The sequence below is a fragment of the Micromonospora sp. NPDC005237 genome (assembly GCF_040607775.1).
Classification (GTDB): Bacteria; Actinomycetota; Actinomycetes; order Mycobacteriales; family Micromonosporaceae; genus Micromonospora.
Genome location: NZ_JBEXHJ010000003.1, coordinates 76,590 through 92,076, shown reverse-complemented (window position 1 = coordinate 92,076; position 15,487 = coordinate 76,590). Strand labels below are relative to the sequence as shown.

13 protein-coding genes are annotated in these 15,487 nt (G+C 72.5%); 10 read left to right on the top strand and 3 right to left on the bottom strand.

Going from position 1 to position 15,487, the window contains the following annotated elements; all coding sequences use genetic code 11:
* Positions 1-52: 52 nt before the first annotated feature.
* Complete coding sequence (locus ABZT87_RS09300) at positions 53-2,179, bottom strand: efflux RND transporter permease subunit (RefSeq protein WP_355134710.1); 2,127 nt, start codon at positions 2,177-2,179, stop codon at positions 53-55.
* A 122-nt stretch (positions 2,180-2,301) separates the two neighbouring features.
* On the opposite strand from ABZT87_RS09300, the gene ABZT87_RS09295 reads away from it, so the two are divergent.
* From ABZT87_RS09295 to ABZT87_RS09275, 5 genes are all read left to right on the top strand, one after another.
* Complete coding sequence (locus ABZT87_RS09295) at positions 2,302-2,817, top strand: MarR family transcriptional regulator (protein ID WP_354861427.1); 516 nt, start codon at positions 2,302-2,304, stop codon at positions 2,815-2,817.
* A 56-nt stretch (positions 2,818-2,873) separates the two neighbouring features.
* Positions 2,874-4,499: a CocE/NonD family hydrolase gene (locus tag ABZT87_RS09290; protein WP_355135376.1), complete on the top strand. Its 1,626-nt coding sequence runs from the start codon at positions 2,874-2,876 to the stop codon at positions 4,497-4,499.
* Positions 4,500-4,660: 161 nt separating this feature from the next.
* On the top strand, positions 4,661-5,542 hold the full coding sequence (locus ABZT87_RS09285) for a hypothetical protein (RefSeq protein WP_355134708.1): 882 nt from the start codon (positions 4,661-4,663) through the stop codon (positions 5,540-5,542).
* Positions 5,543-5,650: 108 nt separating this feature from the next.
* Positions 5,651-6,226, top strand: coding sequence for a metalloregulator ArsR/SmtB family transcription factor (locus ABZT87_RS09280; protein WP_355134706.1), 576 nt, complete (start codon positions 5,651-5,653; stop codon positions 6,224-6,226).
* Entirely contained in the window at positions 6,223-7,503 is a 1,281-nt protein-coding gene (locus tag ABZT87_RS09275; RefSeq protein WP_355134704.1) for an MFS transporter, read from the top strand. The genes ABZT87_RS09280 and ABZT87_RS09275 overlap by 4 nt, the downstream gene beginning before the upstream one ends.
* 48 nt (positions 7,504-7,551) lie before the next feature.
* On the opposite strand, the gene ABZT87_RS09270 is transcribed toward ABZT87_RS09275, so the two are convergent.
* A complete protein-coding gene (locus tag ABZT87_RS09270) occupies positions 7,552-7,755 on the bottom strand; it encodes a cold-shock protein (protein ID WP_007462771.1) in 204 nt (67 codons plus the stop codon).
* 195 nt (positions 7,756-7,950) lie between these two features.
* Between ABZT87_RS09270 and ABZT87_RS09265 the strand changes: the two genes are divergently transcribed.
* Together ABZT87_RS09265 and ABZT87_RS09260 are read left to right on the top strand one after the other, a co-directional pair.
* A complete protein-coding gene (locus ABZT87_RS09265; protein ID WP_354863203.1) occupies positions 7,951-8,634 on the top strand; it encodes a 50S ribosomal protein L11 methyltransferase in 684 nt (227 codons plus the stop codon).
* Between the two features lie 101 nt (positions 8,635-8,735).
* Positions 8,736-9,344 (top strand): VTT domain-containing protein, encoded by a 609-nt coding sequence (locus ABZT87_RS09260; RefSeq protein ID WP_355134702.1) that lies wholly within the window; start codon positions 8,736-8,738, stop codon positions 9,342-9,344.
* Between the two features lie 311 nt (positions 9,345-9,655).
* Here the strand turns inward: ABZT87_RS09260 and ABZT87_RS09255 are convergent, their stop codons facing one another.
* Positions 9,656-10,309, bottom strand: a complete 654-nt coding sequence (locus tag ABZT87_RS09255; RefSeq protein WP_355067594.1) for an MBL fold metallo-hydrolase — start codon at positions 10,307-10,309, stop codon at positions 9,656-9,658.
* 294 nt (positions 10,310-10,603) lie between these two features.
* Between ABZT87_RS09255 and rsgA the strand changes: the two genes are divergently transcribed.
* The 3 genes from rsgA to ABZT87_RS09240 all read left to right on the top strand — a co-directional run bounded on the left by rsgA (position 10,604) and on the right by ABZT87_RS09240 (position 15,446).
* Positions 10,604-11,674, top strand: a complete 1,071-nt coding sequence (gene rsgA, locus ABZT87_RS09250; protein WP_354862803.1) for a ribosome small subunit-dependent GTPase A — start codon at positions 10,604-10,606, stop codon at positions 11,672-11,674.
* Positions 11,675-11,854: 180 nt separating this feature from the next.
* Positions 11,855-14,800: an excinuclease ABC subunit UvrA gene (uvrA, locus tag ABZT87_RS09245; RefSeq protein WP_355134700.1), complete on the top strand. Its 2,946-nt coding sequence runs from the start codon at positions 11,855-11,857 to the stop codon at positions 14,798-14,800.
* Between the two features lie 160 nt (positions 14,801-14,960).
* Positions 14,961-15,446, top strand: coding sequence for a Rieske (2Fe-2S) protein (locus ABZT87_RS09240; RefSeq protein ID WP_354862806.1), 486 nt, complete (start codon positions 14,961-14,963; stop codon positions 15,444-15,446).
* Positions 15,447-15,487 lie beyond the last annotated feature (41 nt).

Below are 15,487 nucleotides of genomic sequence, written 5' to 3'. Positions count from 1 at the left end.
CGACGGGGGCGGGGTCGGGTGGTTCCCGGCCCCGCCCCCGTCGCGTGGGCGGTCAGTCCCGCGCGGCCACCGGCTCACGCGTCGTCGGGACGTCGACGCCCGGGTGGGCGTCGACGCGGCCTGGCCACCAGAAACGGTCCCCGAGCAGGAACGCCAGCGCCGGCACCAGGACCGTGCGGACCAGCAGCGTGTCCAGCAGGACGCCGATGCAGACGATGATGCCGATCTGCGTGAGCGTGATCAGCGGCAGCACACCGAGCACGGCGAACACCGCGGCGAGCAGCACTCCGGCGCTGGTGATCACACCTCCGGTGACCCGCAACGCGGACAACATCCCGGCTCGGGTGCCCGTGCTGCGGGCGTCCTCCCGAGCACGGGTGACCAGGAAGATGTTGTAGTCCACGCCGAGGGCGACCAGGAACACGAAGGCCAGCAGCAGCACGCCGCTGTCGAGCGCCGGGAAATCGAGCACGTGGTCGAAGAGCAGCCACGCCGCGCCGAGGCTGGCGAAGAACGACGCGATCACGGTGAGCACCAGCAGCACCGGCGCCAGCAGCCCCCGCAGCAGCAGCACGAGCACCGCGCCGACGAGCAGCAGGATGATCGGCAGGATCAACCGCAGGTCGCGGTCGTTGGCCTGCTCGGAGTCGTACGTGGCGGCCACCGAACCACCGACGATCGCCCCGGCGGGCGCGTCGGCGCCGGCGACGGCCGGGGGAGCGGAGTCGGGAACGGCGGCGACCGCGTCGCGCAGCGCCTCGATCGTGCGGTCCGAGGCGGTCGTGCCGGGTTCGGCGTCCAGCACCACGTCGACCTGGGCGACGGCCTCGCCGGCGTCGCCGGGTCGCGCGGAGGCGACGCCGGGAACGGCGGCGGCGACGTCGGTGACCGCCCGCACCGCCGCCGGGGTGGTGAGCACGGCCACCGGTTGGGTGCTGCCGGCGGGGAACGCCCGGGCCAGGGTCTGCGCGCCGGTCACCGCCTCGGGCTGGGCCCGGAACTGCTCGGTCTCGGACAGGCCGGTGCGGATCCCGAGCCCACCGAGCGCCAGGCCGCCGAGCAGCAGGGTGGCCAGCACCGCGACGACCACCGGACGGCGTTGCACGGCACTGCCGAGCCGACCCCAGAGCCGGCCCTCGCGCACCGGGCCGCCGACGCGGGGTACGAAGGGCCAGAACAGCCCGCGACCGAAGAGCACCAGCACGGCGGGGAGCACGAACAGCGCCGAGAGCATGGCGAAGACCACACCGGTGGCGCAGGCCACGGCCAGTGCCCGGTTCGTCTCCTGCTCGCTGAGCAGCAGGGTGAGCACACCGAGCACCACGGTTCCGCCGCTGGCCAGGATGGGCTCCGCGGTACGCCGCAGCGCGGCGCGCATCGCCGCGAAGCGGTTCTCCTCGCGCCGCAGCTCCTCCCGGTAGCGGGCGATGAGCAGCAGGGCGTAGTCGGTGGCGGCGCCGAAGACCAGCACGCTGGCGATGCCGGTGACCTGGCCCTCTTGGAGGTTGATGCCGACGGCCGGCACGATCGTGTCCACCGCGCGCAGGGTGAGCTGCTCGGTCGCCGCGACCACGAGCAGCGGAACGATCCACAGGAACGGGCTGCGGTACGTGATCAGCAGCAGCAACGCGACCACGGCGGCGGTCACCGCGAGCAGGGTGACGTCGGCGCCCTCGAAGACGGACGACAGATCCGCGGTGAAGGCGGGGGCGCCGGTGACCTCGGCGGCCAGCCCGTCGGGCAGGTCCGCGAGCGTGTCGCGCAGCTGGGTGACGGTCTCGGTGACCGCCTCCTGGCCGCCGGCCGTGTCCAGCGGCACGGCGACGAGCGCGACAGTGCCGTCCGGGGAGACCTGCGCAGGGCTGGCCCGACCGCCCACCGCGAAGCGACCCAGGTCGCCGGAGCGGGCGGCGAGGGCGGCCCGGTCGGCCTCGTTCAACGCCGCACCGTCGCCCCGACTGACGACCACGATGGCCGGCTGGACGTCGCTGGACGGCAACTGGTCCTGGAGGCGCTGCACCTGGGTCGACTCCCACTGCACGGACAGGCCGGTGGCGGAGACCGGCGCCGGGTTGTCCGGTCGGGGTATCCCGAAGACGGCCGCGCCCACGACGAGCGCGGCGGCCACGGTGAGCCAGGCGGCCAGCCGGCCCCGCGCGACCCTGGTGAAGACAGACATCGGTGACCCCTAGATCTTTCGAGAGTCGAGTATCTTGATAGGCGAGATTATCGGCGGCTGTTCTATGCTGCAACCCGGGGACCGACGACGGGGAGAAGCGGCGCGAGGTGGCGACTCACGGCATGTACCGGCGGCGCGACACGCGCCGCGATCAGCTGGTCGCGGAGATCACCAACAACCTCCGGCGGTACGCGGTGGACGCCCAGCAGGTCGGCCACGCCTTCGCCAACCTGCACGGCCTCAACCCGACCGACCTGAACGCGCTGATCGCGGTCATGGACGCCGAGCTGTTCGGTGACCCGATCACCCCCGGCCGCCTCGGCGAGCAGCTCAACCTGTCGTCCGGGTCGGTCACCGCCCTGATCGACCGGCTGGAGCGGGCCGGGCACATCCGCCGGGACCGGGACACCGTCGACCGGCGCAAGGTGCTGCTGCACTACGCCGACCAGGGCGCCGCGCTGGCCATGGAGTTCTTCCGGCCGCTGGGCGCCCGCACCGACACGGTGATGGACCGCTTCGGCGAGGACGAGCTGGAGGTGGTGCACCGGTTCCTGGCGGAGATGGGCGAGTCGCTGCGGGCGCACCGCGACGCGGTCCGCGCCGCCCGGCCCGAGCCGCCCCGCCGGACGACGGGCTGAGCGTGCCGGGCCGGCTCGTCGCCCGCCTCGCCGCTGCCGCGCTGCGGCTTCCCGCCGTGCGCCCCGGCCCGGTGCGGGTCACCCGCGACATCCCGATCCGGGTACGTGACGGCGTCGTGCTGCGGACCGACCACTACGCCCCGGCCGACCGGTCCGCCCCGACCGTGCTGATCCGCACCCCGTACGGGCGGGGCGGGCCGTTGCGGCTGCTCGGCCGGTTGCTCGCCGCGCGCGGTCGACACGCGGTGATCCAGTCCTGCCGGGGCACGGGCGGCTCCGGTGGCACGTTCGCCCCACTGGTGCACGAGCGCGACGACGGGGTGGACACCCTGGACTGGCTGCGCCGCCAGCCCTGGTGGTCCGGAGCGCTCGGCATGTTCGGCGTCAGCTACCAGGGCTTCGCCCAGTGGGCGCTGGCCGCCGACGCCGGCGAGGACCTGCGCGCGATGGTCGCGGTGGTGACCGCGTCGTCCACCCGGGACTCGACGTACGCGGGGGAGTCGTTCGCCCTGGACACCGTGCTGACCTGGGCCGAGCTGCTGCACGCCCAGACCGTGTCGAGGCTGGCCCGGCAGTGGGAACTCAAGCGTGGGCAGCCCCGCTTGGCTGCCGCACTGGATCACCTGCCGCTGGCCGGAGCGGACCGGGTCGCCACCGGCGTCACCATCGGGTTCTTTCAGGAGTGGCTGCGCCACCACGATCCCGACGCCGCGTACTGGAAGGGCCGGGTCTTCAACGACCGGGTGGCCCGCGTGCGCGCACCCGTCGTCATGGTCACCGGCTGGCACGACATCTTCCTGCCCGCCCAGCTCGACGACCACGCCACCCTGCGCGCCGCGGGCGCCCGGCCGCGGCTGGTGATCGGACCGTGGACGCACGGCAGCCCCGGTCTCTTCGTGGCCGCGTTGCGCGAGGGACTGGCCTGGCTGGACGAGCATCTGGGCGGGTCTGCGGCCGACGAGCGGCGGCCCACCGAGGTGTCCCGCGGGGCCCCGGTCCGGCTGCACGTGGGCGGTCCCGACGGCGGCTGGCGGGACCTGCCGGACTGGCCACCACCGGCCACCGACACCCCGTGGCACCTGCACCCGGGAGGCGAGCTGGCGATCCGCCCGCCGAACCCCTCGGCCCCGGACGAGTTCCGGTACGACCCCGCCGACCCCACCCCGTCGCTCGGTGGCCCGCTGCTGGTCGCCAAGCGGGCCGGCCCGGTGGACAACCGGCACGTCGAGGCCCGACCCGACGTCCTGACGTACACCAGCGCTCCGCTCACCGAGCCGGTAGAGGTGATCGGCGGCGTACGCGCGGAGATCCACGTCCGCAGCGAGCTGGCGTATCTGGACGTCTTCGTTCGACTGTGCGATGTGGACCGGCGAGGGCGCTCTCGCAACGTGTGCGACGGACTGGTCCGGGTCGCACCCGGCCGGTTCGCCCTCGACGGGTCCGGGGCGCTGCGGGTGCCGGTGCCGCTCTGGCCGACCGCGTACCGGTTCGCGGCCGGGCACCGACTGCGCGTCCAGGTCGCCGGCGGCGCCCACCCGCGCTGGGCGCGCAACCCGGGCAGTGGGGAGCCCCTCGGCACGGCCGTTACGCTGCGTGCCGGCTGGCGGCAGGTTCTGCACGATCCGGCGCATCCCTCGGCGCTGTGGCTGCCGATCGTCCACACTGCCCCGCGCAGCATCTGAAACGAAGATACCCCCTCTGAGCTGGGCGTTCATGTTTTGTGCGGGCTATGGTTGGGTCAACGCCCGGCGCCGTGCACCAGTAGGCCGGGCTCGCCTGAAGCCCAGCACCGCGTACGCGGTGTGACGTCATGTCCGGCCCCCGTCAATCGGAAGGGGGCCCCATGACCCGGGCTCCGGCGAACCTGTTGGCCGTCCGAAGTCTCCTTCTCACGCACCTCAACGTCGACCCGAACACCGTTCGCGACGCCGACCTGGAACCGGCGGAGGTCGGGATCGTCGGTGACGCGGCCCACCGGGGCGGCTACCACTGCGGATCGGACCGGGTGGTGACCAACGACTACTCGGTGGTGGAGTCGTCGCGGGACCGCAACGGTCTGACCCTCGACGCGGCGGCGCTCGACGTCGGCGGCTTCGAGGTCCGTTCCGGCGGACGTACGCACACCCTGCCCAGCTTCTCGCTCTGGTGTGTGGGTCAGTGCACCGCGAACGCGGCGGACACCCGGGACATCCGCGAGATCATCTACAGCCCCGACGGTACGACCGTGAAGCGGTGGGACCGGCTCGGCAAGCGCAACAGCGGCGACGACACGCACCGCTGGCACACCCACTTCAGCTTCTTCCGTGACGCCATCAAGGCCGGCCGTGACCAGCGGCCACTGTTCCGCCGCTACCTCAGCTCCATCGGACTCCTGAAGGACGACGACATGACCCCCGAAGAACACAACTGGCTGGCCACCGTCCACAAGAACCTGACCGTGCTCGACGGTCGTAACCCGATCGGTCAGGTCTACCTGCGCCTGGCCGAGGGGCGGGACGACACCGGAGCGCCGGTGACCGGCCACCCGAACCTCAAGAGCCTCGGCGTGCAGATCACCGCCATCCAGACGGCGCTGAACACGCTGGCCGGGCGCGACTTCACCGACGAACCGGCGATCATCGCGGGCGTGCTGGCCGGCCTGACGCCGGAGAAGATCGCCGCGGCCATCCCGCCTTCCATCGCCAAGCAGGTCGCCGACGAACTGGCCCGCCGGCTCGTCGCCTGAGCGAGGGGCGGCTCGTCCCCACCGGGCCGCCCCTCCCCACCACTATCCGCAAGAACGATTGGGCAATAGTCGTTGCGCAACTGCCATTGCGGATGCGATGCTCGCGCCATGGACACACCCGACGTACGCCAGGTCACCGACTCGCGAGTGCTGGCCGCCATGGCCCACCCGCTGCGCCGCCGACTGATGGACGTGCTCAAGGTGCACGGCCCGTCGACCGTCGGCCTGCTCGCCGAACGCACCGACCAGGCGCCGGCGAACGTCAGCCACCACCTCAAGGTGCTCGCCGCCGCCGACCTCGTCACCGAGGCTCCCGAGCTGGCCCGCGACCGCCGCGAACGGTGGTGGCAGCTCGTCACCCGGGGAGTGCGCTGGTCCAACGCCGACTTCGACGCCGACCCGGCGGCCCGGGCCGTCGCCGACGCCGCCACCTCACTCAACCTGGACCGGCACGTCTCCCTGGCGCGCGCCTGGCACGCCAGCGACGAGTCGGCGCAGGCCGCCTGGGCCGACGCGCCGTTCTCGACGGACAAGTGGCTGCACCTCACGCCCGAGGAACTGGCCGAGCTGAGCCGCGAGATGATCGACCTGCTGGATCGCTGGGCGGCCCGACCGCTGCCCGACGACGGCCGCGAACGCCAGCCCGTCTTCGTGTTCGTCCACGGCGTACCGGCCCGGCCGTGACGGCGGCCACCCGCACCGACCCGAGCCCGCTCCGACCGGCCGGCGGGCTGCTGCGGCATCGCGACTTCCGCCTGCTCTGGGCCGGGCAGACGGTCAGCAGCATCGGCAGCAACGTCACCACTGTCGCGCTGCCCCTGGTGGCGGTCGCCGTGCTCGACGCCGGCACCTTCCAGGTGGCGGTCCTCACCGCCGCGGCCTGGCTGCCCTGGCTGCTGATCGGCCTCCCGGCCGGCGCGTGGGTGGACCGGCTGCCACGCCGGCCCCTGATGGTGGTCTGCGACCTGCTCTGCGCCCTGGCGTTCCTCAGCGTGCCGGTGACCGCCGCCCTGGGCCACCTCACCGTCGAGCAGTTGCTGCTTGTGGCGCTCGGCGCCGGCGCCGCACGGGTCTTCTTCGAGACCGCCGACCAGGTCTACCTGCCGGTGCTGCTGCGGCCCGAGCAACTGCCCGAGGGAAACGCGAAACTACAGGCCACGCAGACCGTGAGTTACGTCGTCGGGCCCGGCATCGCGGGCCTGATCGCCCAGCTCACCGGGGCGGTCGCCGCGTTGCTGCTGGACGCGCTGACGTTCCTGTTCTCGGCGGTCCTCCTGCTGCGCATCCGCACCGCCGAGCCGTGCCCCGCCCGGCCGGACCGGTCCCGGTCGCTGCGTCGGGACATCGTCGAGGGACTGCGCTTCGTCATCCGCGACCCGTACCTGCGGGTGCTGACCGTCTTCGGCGCGGCCAGCAACATTGGTCTGACCGGCTACCAGGCGGTCCTGGTGGTGTTCCTGGTGCGTGAGCTGCGGCTCGCACCGGGCCTGGTGGGCGTGCTGGTCGGAGTGATGAGCGCCGGGGGAATCATCGGCGCGCTGCTCGCCACCGCCCTGGCCCGCCGGTGTGGCACCGCGCGCGCCATGCTCATCGGGGCAGCGCTCACCGGCCCGCCCGCCCTGCTCATCCCGTTGGCCGCACCCGGCGTCGGGCTGGTCTGGCCGGCCCTCGGCGGCGTGCTGATCGGCCTCGGAGTGGCCATCGGCAACGTGGTCAAGGGCGCCTTCCGGCAGACGTACACACCGCACCACCTGCTCGGCCGCGTGACGGTGAGCATGCACCTGCTCAACTTCGGTGCCATCCCGCTGGCGGCCGTGCTGGCCGGAGCCCTCGGCGCGCGCTACGGCGTTGGCACGGCGATCGGCGTGATGACCGCCTGGTTGGCGATCACCCCGCTGATCATGCTGATAGGGCCGCTCCGGCGGCGGCGGGACCTGCCCGCCGCCCCGGCAGCGTCTTGAGTGCACTGCGACGGCGGCCGGGGACCGACCGCCGTCACCGGCACGGAACTACATCGGGCGGACGTTGTCCGCCTGCGGGCCCTTCTGGCCCTGGGTCACCTCGAACTCGACCTTCTGGCCCTCGTTGAGCTCGCGGTAGCCGCTCGAAGCGATGGCGGAGTAGTGGACGAACACGTCCGGCCCTCCACCGTCCTGCTCGATGAAGCCGAAGCCCTTTTCCGAGTTGAACCACTTAACCGTGCCGGTTGCCATGCATCTCTCCCTGTTCAAAGCGGCGGACCACCGGCCTGTGGCCGATGGTCGCCCGTACCTGTTCGACAGTAGCGGGCGAAGCCGCAATCTGCCGGCCGAAGTGCCGTAGGTGTTTACTCGAACTCAGATGAACTCTGTGCGCGCCGGCACGCGAAAGCCGCCCCGACCACCCTCCGCTACGGCATGCTTGCGCCGATGAGGGGTGCCGCAGCCACTGCGCTGTCCGAGCTGGAGCGCGAGATCGACGCGCCCGGTTCCGGCCTGGACCGGCTTCAACTGGTGCCCACCCCGTTCGTCCCGGAGGTGCGGCTGCACCTCGCCGAGGACGCGATCGTCTGGTGGGCCCGGATGGAGGCGCTCGCCGGTCACGCCCTGCCACCGCCGTACTGGGCCTCCGCCTGGGCCGGCGGCCAGGCCCTGGCCCGGCACCTGCTGGACCATCCGGAGCTGGCCGCCGGACGCCGCGTCCTCGACCTCGCCGCCGGCTCGGGTCTGGTGGCCATCGCCGCCGCGCTGGCCGGCGCCGCCGACGTCGTCGCCAACGACATCGACCCGTACGCCGTGGCGGCCATCATCGTCAACGCGCGCGCCAACCGGGTCACCATCGACGCCAGCGGGGACGACCTGCTCGACAGCGTCGGCGTCGACGCCGATCTGGTGGTCGCCGGGGACGTGTTCTACAGCCGCCCGATGGCCGAGAGGATGCTGCCGTTCCTGCGACGGGCCGTCGCCTCCGGCGCCGAGGTCCTGGTCGGGGACCCCGGTCGGGGGCACCTGCCCGCCGACGGGCTGCGGGTGCTGGCCGACTATCCGGTGCCCACCACCGAGCCGTCGGTGGACTCGTCGCTGCGCCGGGTGCAGGTGCTGCGACCCGCGTGACGCGCGGGCCCTCTCAGGGGCGACCCCGAGGCGGATACCAGGGGGCGCTGGGGGCTGTGACCTGATGTCCACGGTGGTGCGGCGGCCATAGCGTACGAGGCATGACGCAATGGCTGGCCCAGATCGGAGAACTGCCCATCCTGGTGCTGATGGGCGCGCTCGGGCTGGTCATGCTCTTCGACGCCGTACCGTTGCTGGGTGTGCTGATCCCCGGTGACGTGGCGATCCTGGCCGCGGTCGGGGTGGGCCGCCCGGCCACCGGGCTGGCCACCTTCGCCGCGGTGCTGGCCGGCTGCCTGGCCGGCTGGTCGCTGAGTTTCCTGGTCGGTCGCCGCTACGCCGAGCGCCTGCGCCACAGCCGGATCGGGGGCTGGATCGGTGAGTCGCGCTGGAGCGCGGCGGAGGGGATCCTCAGCCGCGGCGGTGGCCGGATGATGATGATCGCGCCGTTCCTGCCGGTGTTCAACGCGCTGCTGCCGCTGGCCGCCGGCGGGCTGCGGATGTCGTACCGCCGGTTCCTCGGCTGCGCGACCCTCGGCGCGGCGGCCTGGGCCGGTCTCTACCTGGCGCTGGGCACCGCGTCGCGGTCGCTGGCCGGGCTGCTGCCGGGGGCGCCGAGCCCGCTGCCGGTGACCATGGGGGTGGGGCTGGCGCTGGCGTTCGTGGTGCTGGTGGGGGCGCGGCGGCGGTTCTCTGCTCTTGCTGGTTGAGCTGTGGCTGGTTGGGCTTGCCGTGGTTGCGGTGGGGTGCGGGGGCCTGCCGTGCCCGGCTCCGGGCGGTCAGGCTTGATCCCTGCGCCGGGCACGGCAGGCCCCCGCACCCGTCGTGGGGGCGGTTCGTCCGGTGGTGTCGCGATCCGCCGGTGGGTTGGATCTTCAGTGGTGTTTGGTCAGCGTTGGGTGACCATCGTTCGGGGCCTCGGGGCCTCGGGGCCTCGGGGCCTCGGGGCCTCGGGGCCTCGGGGCCTCGGGGCCTCGGGCTCGGGGGTTGGGCGTTGGGGCTTGGGGGTGGGGCTGGGGGGTTACCAGCCTCGGGCTCGCCACTGGGGGAGGGATGGGCGTTCTGCTCCCAGGGTGCTGTCCTTGCCGTGGCCGGGGTAGAACCAGGTGTCGTCCGACAGTTGGTCGAACAGCTTGTGCTCGACGTCGTCGATCAGCGCGGCGAAGCGCTGCGGGTCCTGATCCGTGTTGCCAACGCCGCCGGGAAAGAGGCTGTCGCCGGTGAACAGGTGGCCGGTGCCGCTCGGGTCGCGGTAGAGCAGCGCGATCGAACCCGGCGTGTGGCCCTTGATGTGGATGACCTCCAGCGCGCAGTCACCGACCGCCACGGTGTCGCCATCGGCCAGCTGCTCCGCCTCGATCGGCAGCCCGGCCGCGTCGTCGGCGTGCACGAGCGCCCGCGCGCCGGTCTTGGCGACCACCTCCTCCAGCGCCACCCAGTGGTCCATGTGCTGGTGGGTGGTCACCACGGCGGTCAGACCACCGTCGCCGATCAGCTCCAGCAGCCGGGGCGCCTCGTTGGCGGCGTCGATCAACACCTGGTCGCCGGTGCCGGTGCAGCGCAGCAGGTAGGCGTTGTTGTCCATCGGGCCCACCGACAGCTTGCTGATGGTGAGCCCGTCCAACTCCCGTACCGCCGGCGGGCCGCCGTGGGTGACATCTCCGCTGTAGGTCATGACGTGTCCATATCCGTTCCGGTGGAGTAGGCAGGGGGACCGTCGGGGTCGACGGCGAACGTGGCGGCCGGTGGTGTCGTCCGCCGCGCCCCCGAGCGGCAGCGGACCCGTGGTCACGCGTCGACCCTAGCGGGCCCGCGCCGCGCCGTCGTCGCGGAAATCGCTTTCGGCGCGTCGCCCCGCGCCCTACCGTCGGCCTCACAAGCGGCACCGGGACGTCGGACGGAGGTGGTGTTCATGCCGGACGTGGCACGCGTGTTCCGCCATCACCAGCTCGACACCGATGAGGATGCCATGACGATCGATCTGACCGCCCTCGGCTGGGACGCCGACCGGGCGGCGTACGCCGCCCGACGCGGCGAGCACCACCCCGGCCGGGTGGCCCGGGTGGACCGGGGGGTCTGCACGGTGCTCACCGCCGGCGGCCCGGTCCGGGCCAGCCTCGGCCCGTCCGTGCTGGCCGCCGCCGTCCAGGACCCCTCGGCACTGCCCTGCGCGGGGGACTGGGTGCTGCTCACGCACTGGCCGGACCGCCGGATCACCGTGGCGGCCGTGCTGCCCCGGCGGGCCGCGCTGATCCGCCGTACCGCCGGCAAGGACGCCAGCGGCCAGGTGCTGGCCGCCAACCTCGACGCCGCCGCCGTGGTGGAGCCGGTGCACCCGGAGCCGGATGTCGGCCGCATCGAGCGGCTGCTCTCCCTGGTCCACGAGTCCGGGGCCCGGCCGCTCGTGGTGCTGACGAAGGCCGACCTCGCGGCCGACCCGGCCGCGCTGGCCCGCCAGCTCGCCGTGATCGCCCCCGGTGTGCCGGTGCTGTCGGTCAGCGCCGAGCGCGGCACGGGGCTGGACCCGCTGCGCGCCGAGGTCGCGCCGGGTCGCACGCTGGGGCTGCTCGGGCCGTCCGGCGCCGGCAAGTCGAGCCTGGTCAACGCGCTCGCCGGCGCGGTGATGATGCCGACCCAGGCGATCCGTCGGGTCGACGGCAAGGGCCGGCACACCACCACGTGGCGGGCCCTGGTGCCGATCCCGAACGGCGGCGCCGTCATCGACACACCCGGCGTACGGGCGGTCGGCCTGCTCGACGGCGTGGCCGGGCTGGACCGGGCGTTCGCCGACATCGCCGGGCTGGCCGAGGGCTGTCGGTACGCCGACTGTCGGCACGACGGCGAACCGGCCTGCGCGGTCCGCGACGCGTTGCGGACCGGTGAGCTGTCGACCCGTCGGTGGGAGAGCTGGCGGCGTCTGCAGTCGGAGGTCACCCACGAGAGCCGGCGGCGCGAGGCGCGGCTGGCCGCCGAGCGGCGCGGCGGGTGGCGATCGGCGCGGCGTCGGGCGGCCCGGCCGCCGTCGCCCGGAGGTTACTGACGGGCGGTCGTGCGCGGCGCGGCCGACCGGGCTGAGCTGGGGGAATGTGCGGGCGGGGAAAACTGTCACACCTCGGGGCTAGAGTTGCCGAGGCGTGTTTTCCGCGCCCGCACGACCGCTCGAAATCCCCCAGAGCGGGACAGATCCTTCGCTTCGTCTTCTCCCGGGAGTACACGCACTGTGGCCGACCGACTGATCATCCGTGGCGCGCGCGAGCACAACCTGCGTGACGTCAGTCTCGACCTGCCCCGGGACGCTCTCATCGTGTTCACCGGGCTGTCCGGGTCGGGCAAGTCGAGCCTGGCCTTCGACACGATCTTCGCCGAGGGGCAGCGTCGCTACGTCGAGTCGCTCTCCTCGTACGCCCGGCAGTTCCTCGGGCAGATGGACAAGCCCGACGTCGACTTCATCGAGGGGCTGAGCCCGGCCGTCTCGATCGACCAGAAGTCCACCTCGCGCAACCCGCGCTCGACCGTCGGCACCATCACCGAGGTCTACGACTACCTGCGGCTGCTCTTCGCCCGCATCGGTGAGCCGCACTGCCCGGTCTGCGGCGAGCGGATCTCCCGGCAGAGCCCGCAGCAGATCGTCGACCGGGTCCTCGCGATGGCCGAGGGCACCAAGTTCATGGTGCTCGCGCCGGTGATCCGCGGCCGCAAGGGCGAGTACGTCGACCTCTTCGCCGAGCTGCAGGCCAAGGGCTACGCCCGGGCCCGCGTCGACGGCGTGGTGCACCCGCTGACCGAGCCGCCGAAGCTCAAGAAGCAGGAGAAGCACACCATCGAGGTGGTGATCGACCGGCTCACCGTCAAGCCGAGCGCCAAGCAGCGGCTGACCGACTCGGTCGAGGCCGCGCTGGGCCTGTCCAGCGGGCTGGTCCTGCTCGACTTCGTCGACCTGCCGGAGGACGACCCGGACCGGGAGCGCCGCTACTCCGAGCACCTGGCCTGCCCCAACGACCACCCGCTCGCGATCGAGGATCTCGAGCCCCGGGTCTTCTCCTTCAACGCGCCGTACGGCGCCTGCCCGGAGTGCACCGGCCTGGGCACCAAGAAGGAGGTCGACCCGGAGCTGCTGGTCCCCGACCCGGAGCGCAGCCTGCGCGAGGGCGCCATCCAGCCCTGGTCCACCGGGCACAACCTGGAATACTTCCTGCGCCTGCTGGAGGCGCTCGGCGAGGCCCAGCACTTCGACGTCGACACCCCGTGGCGGGCGCTGCCGGCGCGGGCGCAGAAGACGATCCTGCACGGCTCCGACGACCAGGTGCACGTGCGCTACCGCAACAAGTACGGTCGCGAGCGCTCCTACTACACCGGGTTCGAGGGCGTGGTGCAGTGGATCGAGCGCCGGCACTCCGACACCGAGTCCGAGTGGTCCCGCGACAAGTACGAGGGCTACATGCGCGACGTGCCGTGCGCGGCGTGCGGCGGCGCCCGGCTCAAGCCCGAGGTGCTCGCGGTCACCCTCGCCGGCAAGAGCATCGCCGAGGTCTGCAACCTGTCGGTGGGGGAGTGCGCCGACCTGCTCGCCGGCATCGAGCTGACCGACCGGCAGAAGATGATCGCCGAGCGCGTCCTCAAGGAGATCAACGCCCGGCTGCGGTTCCTGCTCGACGTCGGCCTGGACTACCTCTCGCTGGACCGGCCGGCCGGCACGCTGTCCGGCGGCGAGGCGCAGCGCATCCGGCTGGCCACCCAGATCGGCTCCGGCCTGGTCGGCGTGCTCTACGTGCTCGACGAGCCGTCGATCGGTCTGCACCAGCGCGACAACCATCGGCTGATCGAGACCCTGATCCGGCTGCGCGGTCTGGGCAACACGCTGATCGTGGTGGAGCACGACGAGGACACCATCCGCGTCGCCGACTGGATCGTCGACATCGGGCCCGGCGCTGGCGAGCACGGCGGCAAGATCGTGCACAGCGGCTCGGTGCCGGCCCTGCTGAAGAACAAGGAGTCGATCACCGGGGCGTACCTGTCGGGGCGCCGGTCGATCCCGACACCGACGGGCCGCCGCCCGCAGGATCCGGCCCGCGAGCTGGTGGTGCACGGCGCGCGCGAGCACAACCTGCGCAACCTGACCGTCTCGTTCCCGCTGGGCCAGCTCATCGCGGTCACCGGGGTCAGCGGCTCGGGCAAGTCGACGCTGGTCAACGACATCCTGTACGCCGTGCTGGCCAACCAGATCAACGGCGCTCGGCTGGTGCCCGGCCGGCACACCCGGGTCTCCGGTCTGGAGCACGTGGACAAGGTCGTCGGCGTGGACCAGTCGCCGATCGGCCGTACCCCGCGCTCCAACCCGGCCACCTACACGGGGGTCTGGGACCACGTCCGCAAGCTCTTCGCCGAGACCACCGAGGCCAAGGTCCGGGGGTACGGGCCGGGCCGGTTCTCGTTCAACGTCAAGGGCGGTCGCTGTGAGGCGTGCTCCGGCGACGGCACCATCAAGATCGAGATGAACTTCCTGCCCGACGTGTACGTCCCCTGCGAGGTCTGCAAGGGCGCCCGGTACAACCGGGAGACCCTGGAGGTGCACTACAAGGGCAAGACCGTCTCGGACGTGCTGGAGATGCCGATCGAGGAGGCCGCGGAGTTCTTCTCCGCGATCCCGGCCATCCACCGGCACCTCAAGACGCTCGTCGACGTCGGCCTGGGGTACGTCCGCCTCGGGCAGCCCGCGCCGACCCTCTCCGGCGGCGAGGCGCAGCGGGTCAAGCTGGCCTCCGAGCTGCAGAAGCGCTCCACCGGGCGGACGGTCTACGTGCTCGACGAGCCGACCACCGGTCTGCACTTCGAGGACATCCGCAAGCTGCTGATGGTCCTGGAGGGCCTGGTCGACAAGGGCAACACGGTGATCACCATTGAGCACAACCTCGATGTGATCAAGACGGCCGACTGGCTGATCGACATGGGTCCGGAGGGCGGCCACCGGGGCGGCATGGTGCTCGCGACCGGCACCCCGGAGGAGGTCGCCGAGGTGCCCGAGAGCCACACCGGCCAGTTCCTGCGTCAGGTGCTCAAGCTCGACGGCGAGGCCAAGGGCGCGGCGGCGGCCACCACCCGCGCCGCCAAGGCCAACGGCGCCACCAAGACGCGGGCCAGCCGCAAGGTGCCGGCCGGCGCGCGCTGACCGCGACGCAACTCTTTCGGGGCGGGTCGGATGACGACCCGCCCCGACCCTTTTGCGGGGTGTCGCACCGATGTCGGGGTGAACTATCCGGCACAGTTGCCCGTGGAGAGAAGTGTGGCCGGCTTTTGGACCGGCGCACTGGGCGAGAGAGAGGCGAGGCATGAGCGACGATCAGGCGCTGACCGGTCCGGGTACGCAGACCCGTCGTACCCTGCTCACCGGCGTCGGGGCCGTCGGCGCGGCCGTCGTCCTGGCGGCCTGCGGCAGTGACGACGACGGCAGTGGCAGCGGTGCCCCCACCAGCGGCGGCCCGGCGGTGCCCAGCACCGGGGACGCCGGCGGCGGGGATCGGCAGAACGCCCAGTCGCTGGCCACCACCGCCGACATCCCGGTCGGCGGCGGTAAGGTCCTCGCCGCCGAGGGCGTCGTGATCACCCAGCCCACGGCCGGTCAGTTCAAGGGCTTCAGCCCGATCTGTACGCACCAGAACTGCCCCGTGACGAACGTCGACGGCGGCACCATCAACTGCACCTGCCACAACAGCAAGTTCTCGATCGAGGACGGCTCGGTGAAGGCCGGCCCGGCCACCAAGCCGCTGCCGCCGAAGGACATCAAGGTGACCGGGGACCAGATCTCCCTCGCCTGACCCGCGCGGCTCGACGGCTTGATCGACTCGCGTTCCATGAA

Coding starts and splice junctions, on each gene's coding strand:
- ABZT87_RS09300 (WP_355134710.1), bottom strand. CDS start 2,179: ATGTCTGTCTTCACCAGGGTCGCGCGGGGCCGGCTGGCCGCCTGGCTC.
- ABZT87_RS09280 (WP_355134706.1), top strand. CDS start 5,651: ATGGACACACCCGACGTACGCCAGGTCACCGACTCGCGAGTGCTGGCC.
- rsgA (WP_354862803.1), top strand. CDS start 10,604: ATGACGATCGATCTGACCGCCCTCGGCTGGGACGCCGACCGGGCGGCG.
- ABZT87_RS09295 (WP_354861427.1), top strand. CDS start 2,302: ATGTACCGGCGGCGCGACACGCGCCGCGATCAGCTGGTCGCGGAGATC.
- ABZT87_RS09285 (WP_355134708.1), top strand. CDS start 4,661: ATGACCCGGGCTCCGGCGAACCTGTTGGCCGTCCGAAGTCTCCTTCTC.
- ABZT87_RS09240 (WP_354862806.1), top strand. CDS start 14,961: ATGAGCGACGATCAGGCGCTGACCGGTCCGGGTACGCAGACCCGTCGT.
- ABZT87_RS09270 (WP_007462771.1), bottom strand. CDS start 7,755: ATGGCAACCGGCACGGTTAAGTGGTTCAACTCGGAAAAGGGCTTCGGC.
- ABZT87_RS09260 (WP_355134702.1), top strand. CDS start 8,736: ATGACGCAATGGCTGGCCCAGATCGGAGAACTGCCCATCCTGGTGCTG.
- ABZT87_RS09265 (WP_354863203.1), top strand. CDS start 7,951: ATGAGGGGTGCCGCAGCCACTGCGCTGTCCGAGCTGGAGCGCGAGATC.
- ABZT87_RS09255 (WP_355067594.1), bottom strand. CDS start 10,309: ATGACCTACAGCGGAGATGTCACCCACGGCGGCCCGCCGGCGGTACGG.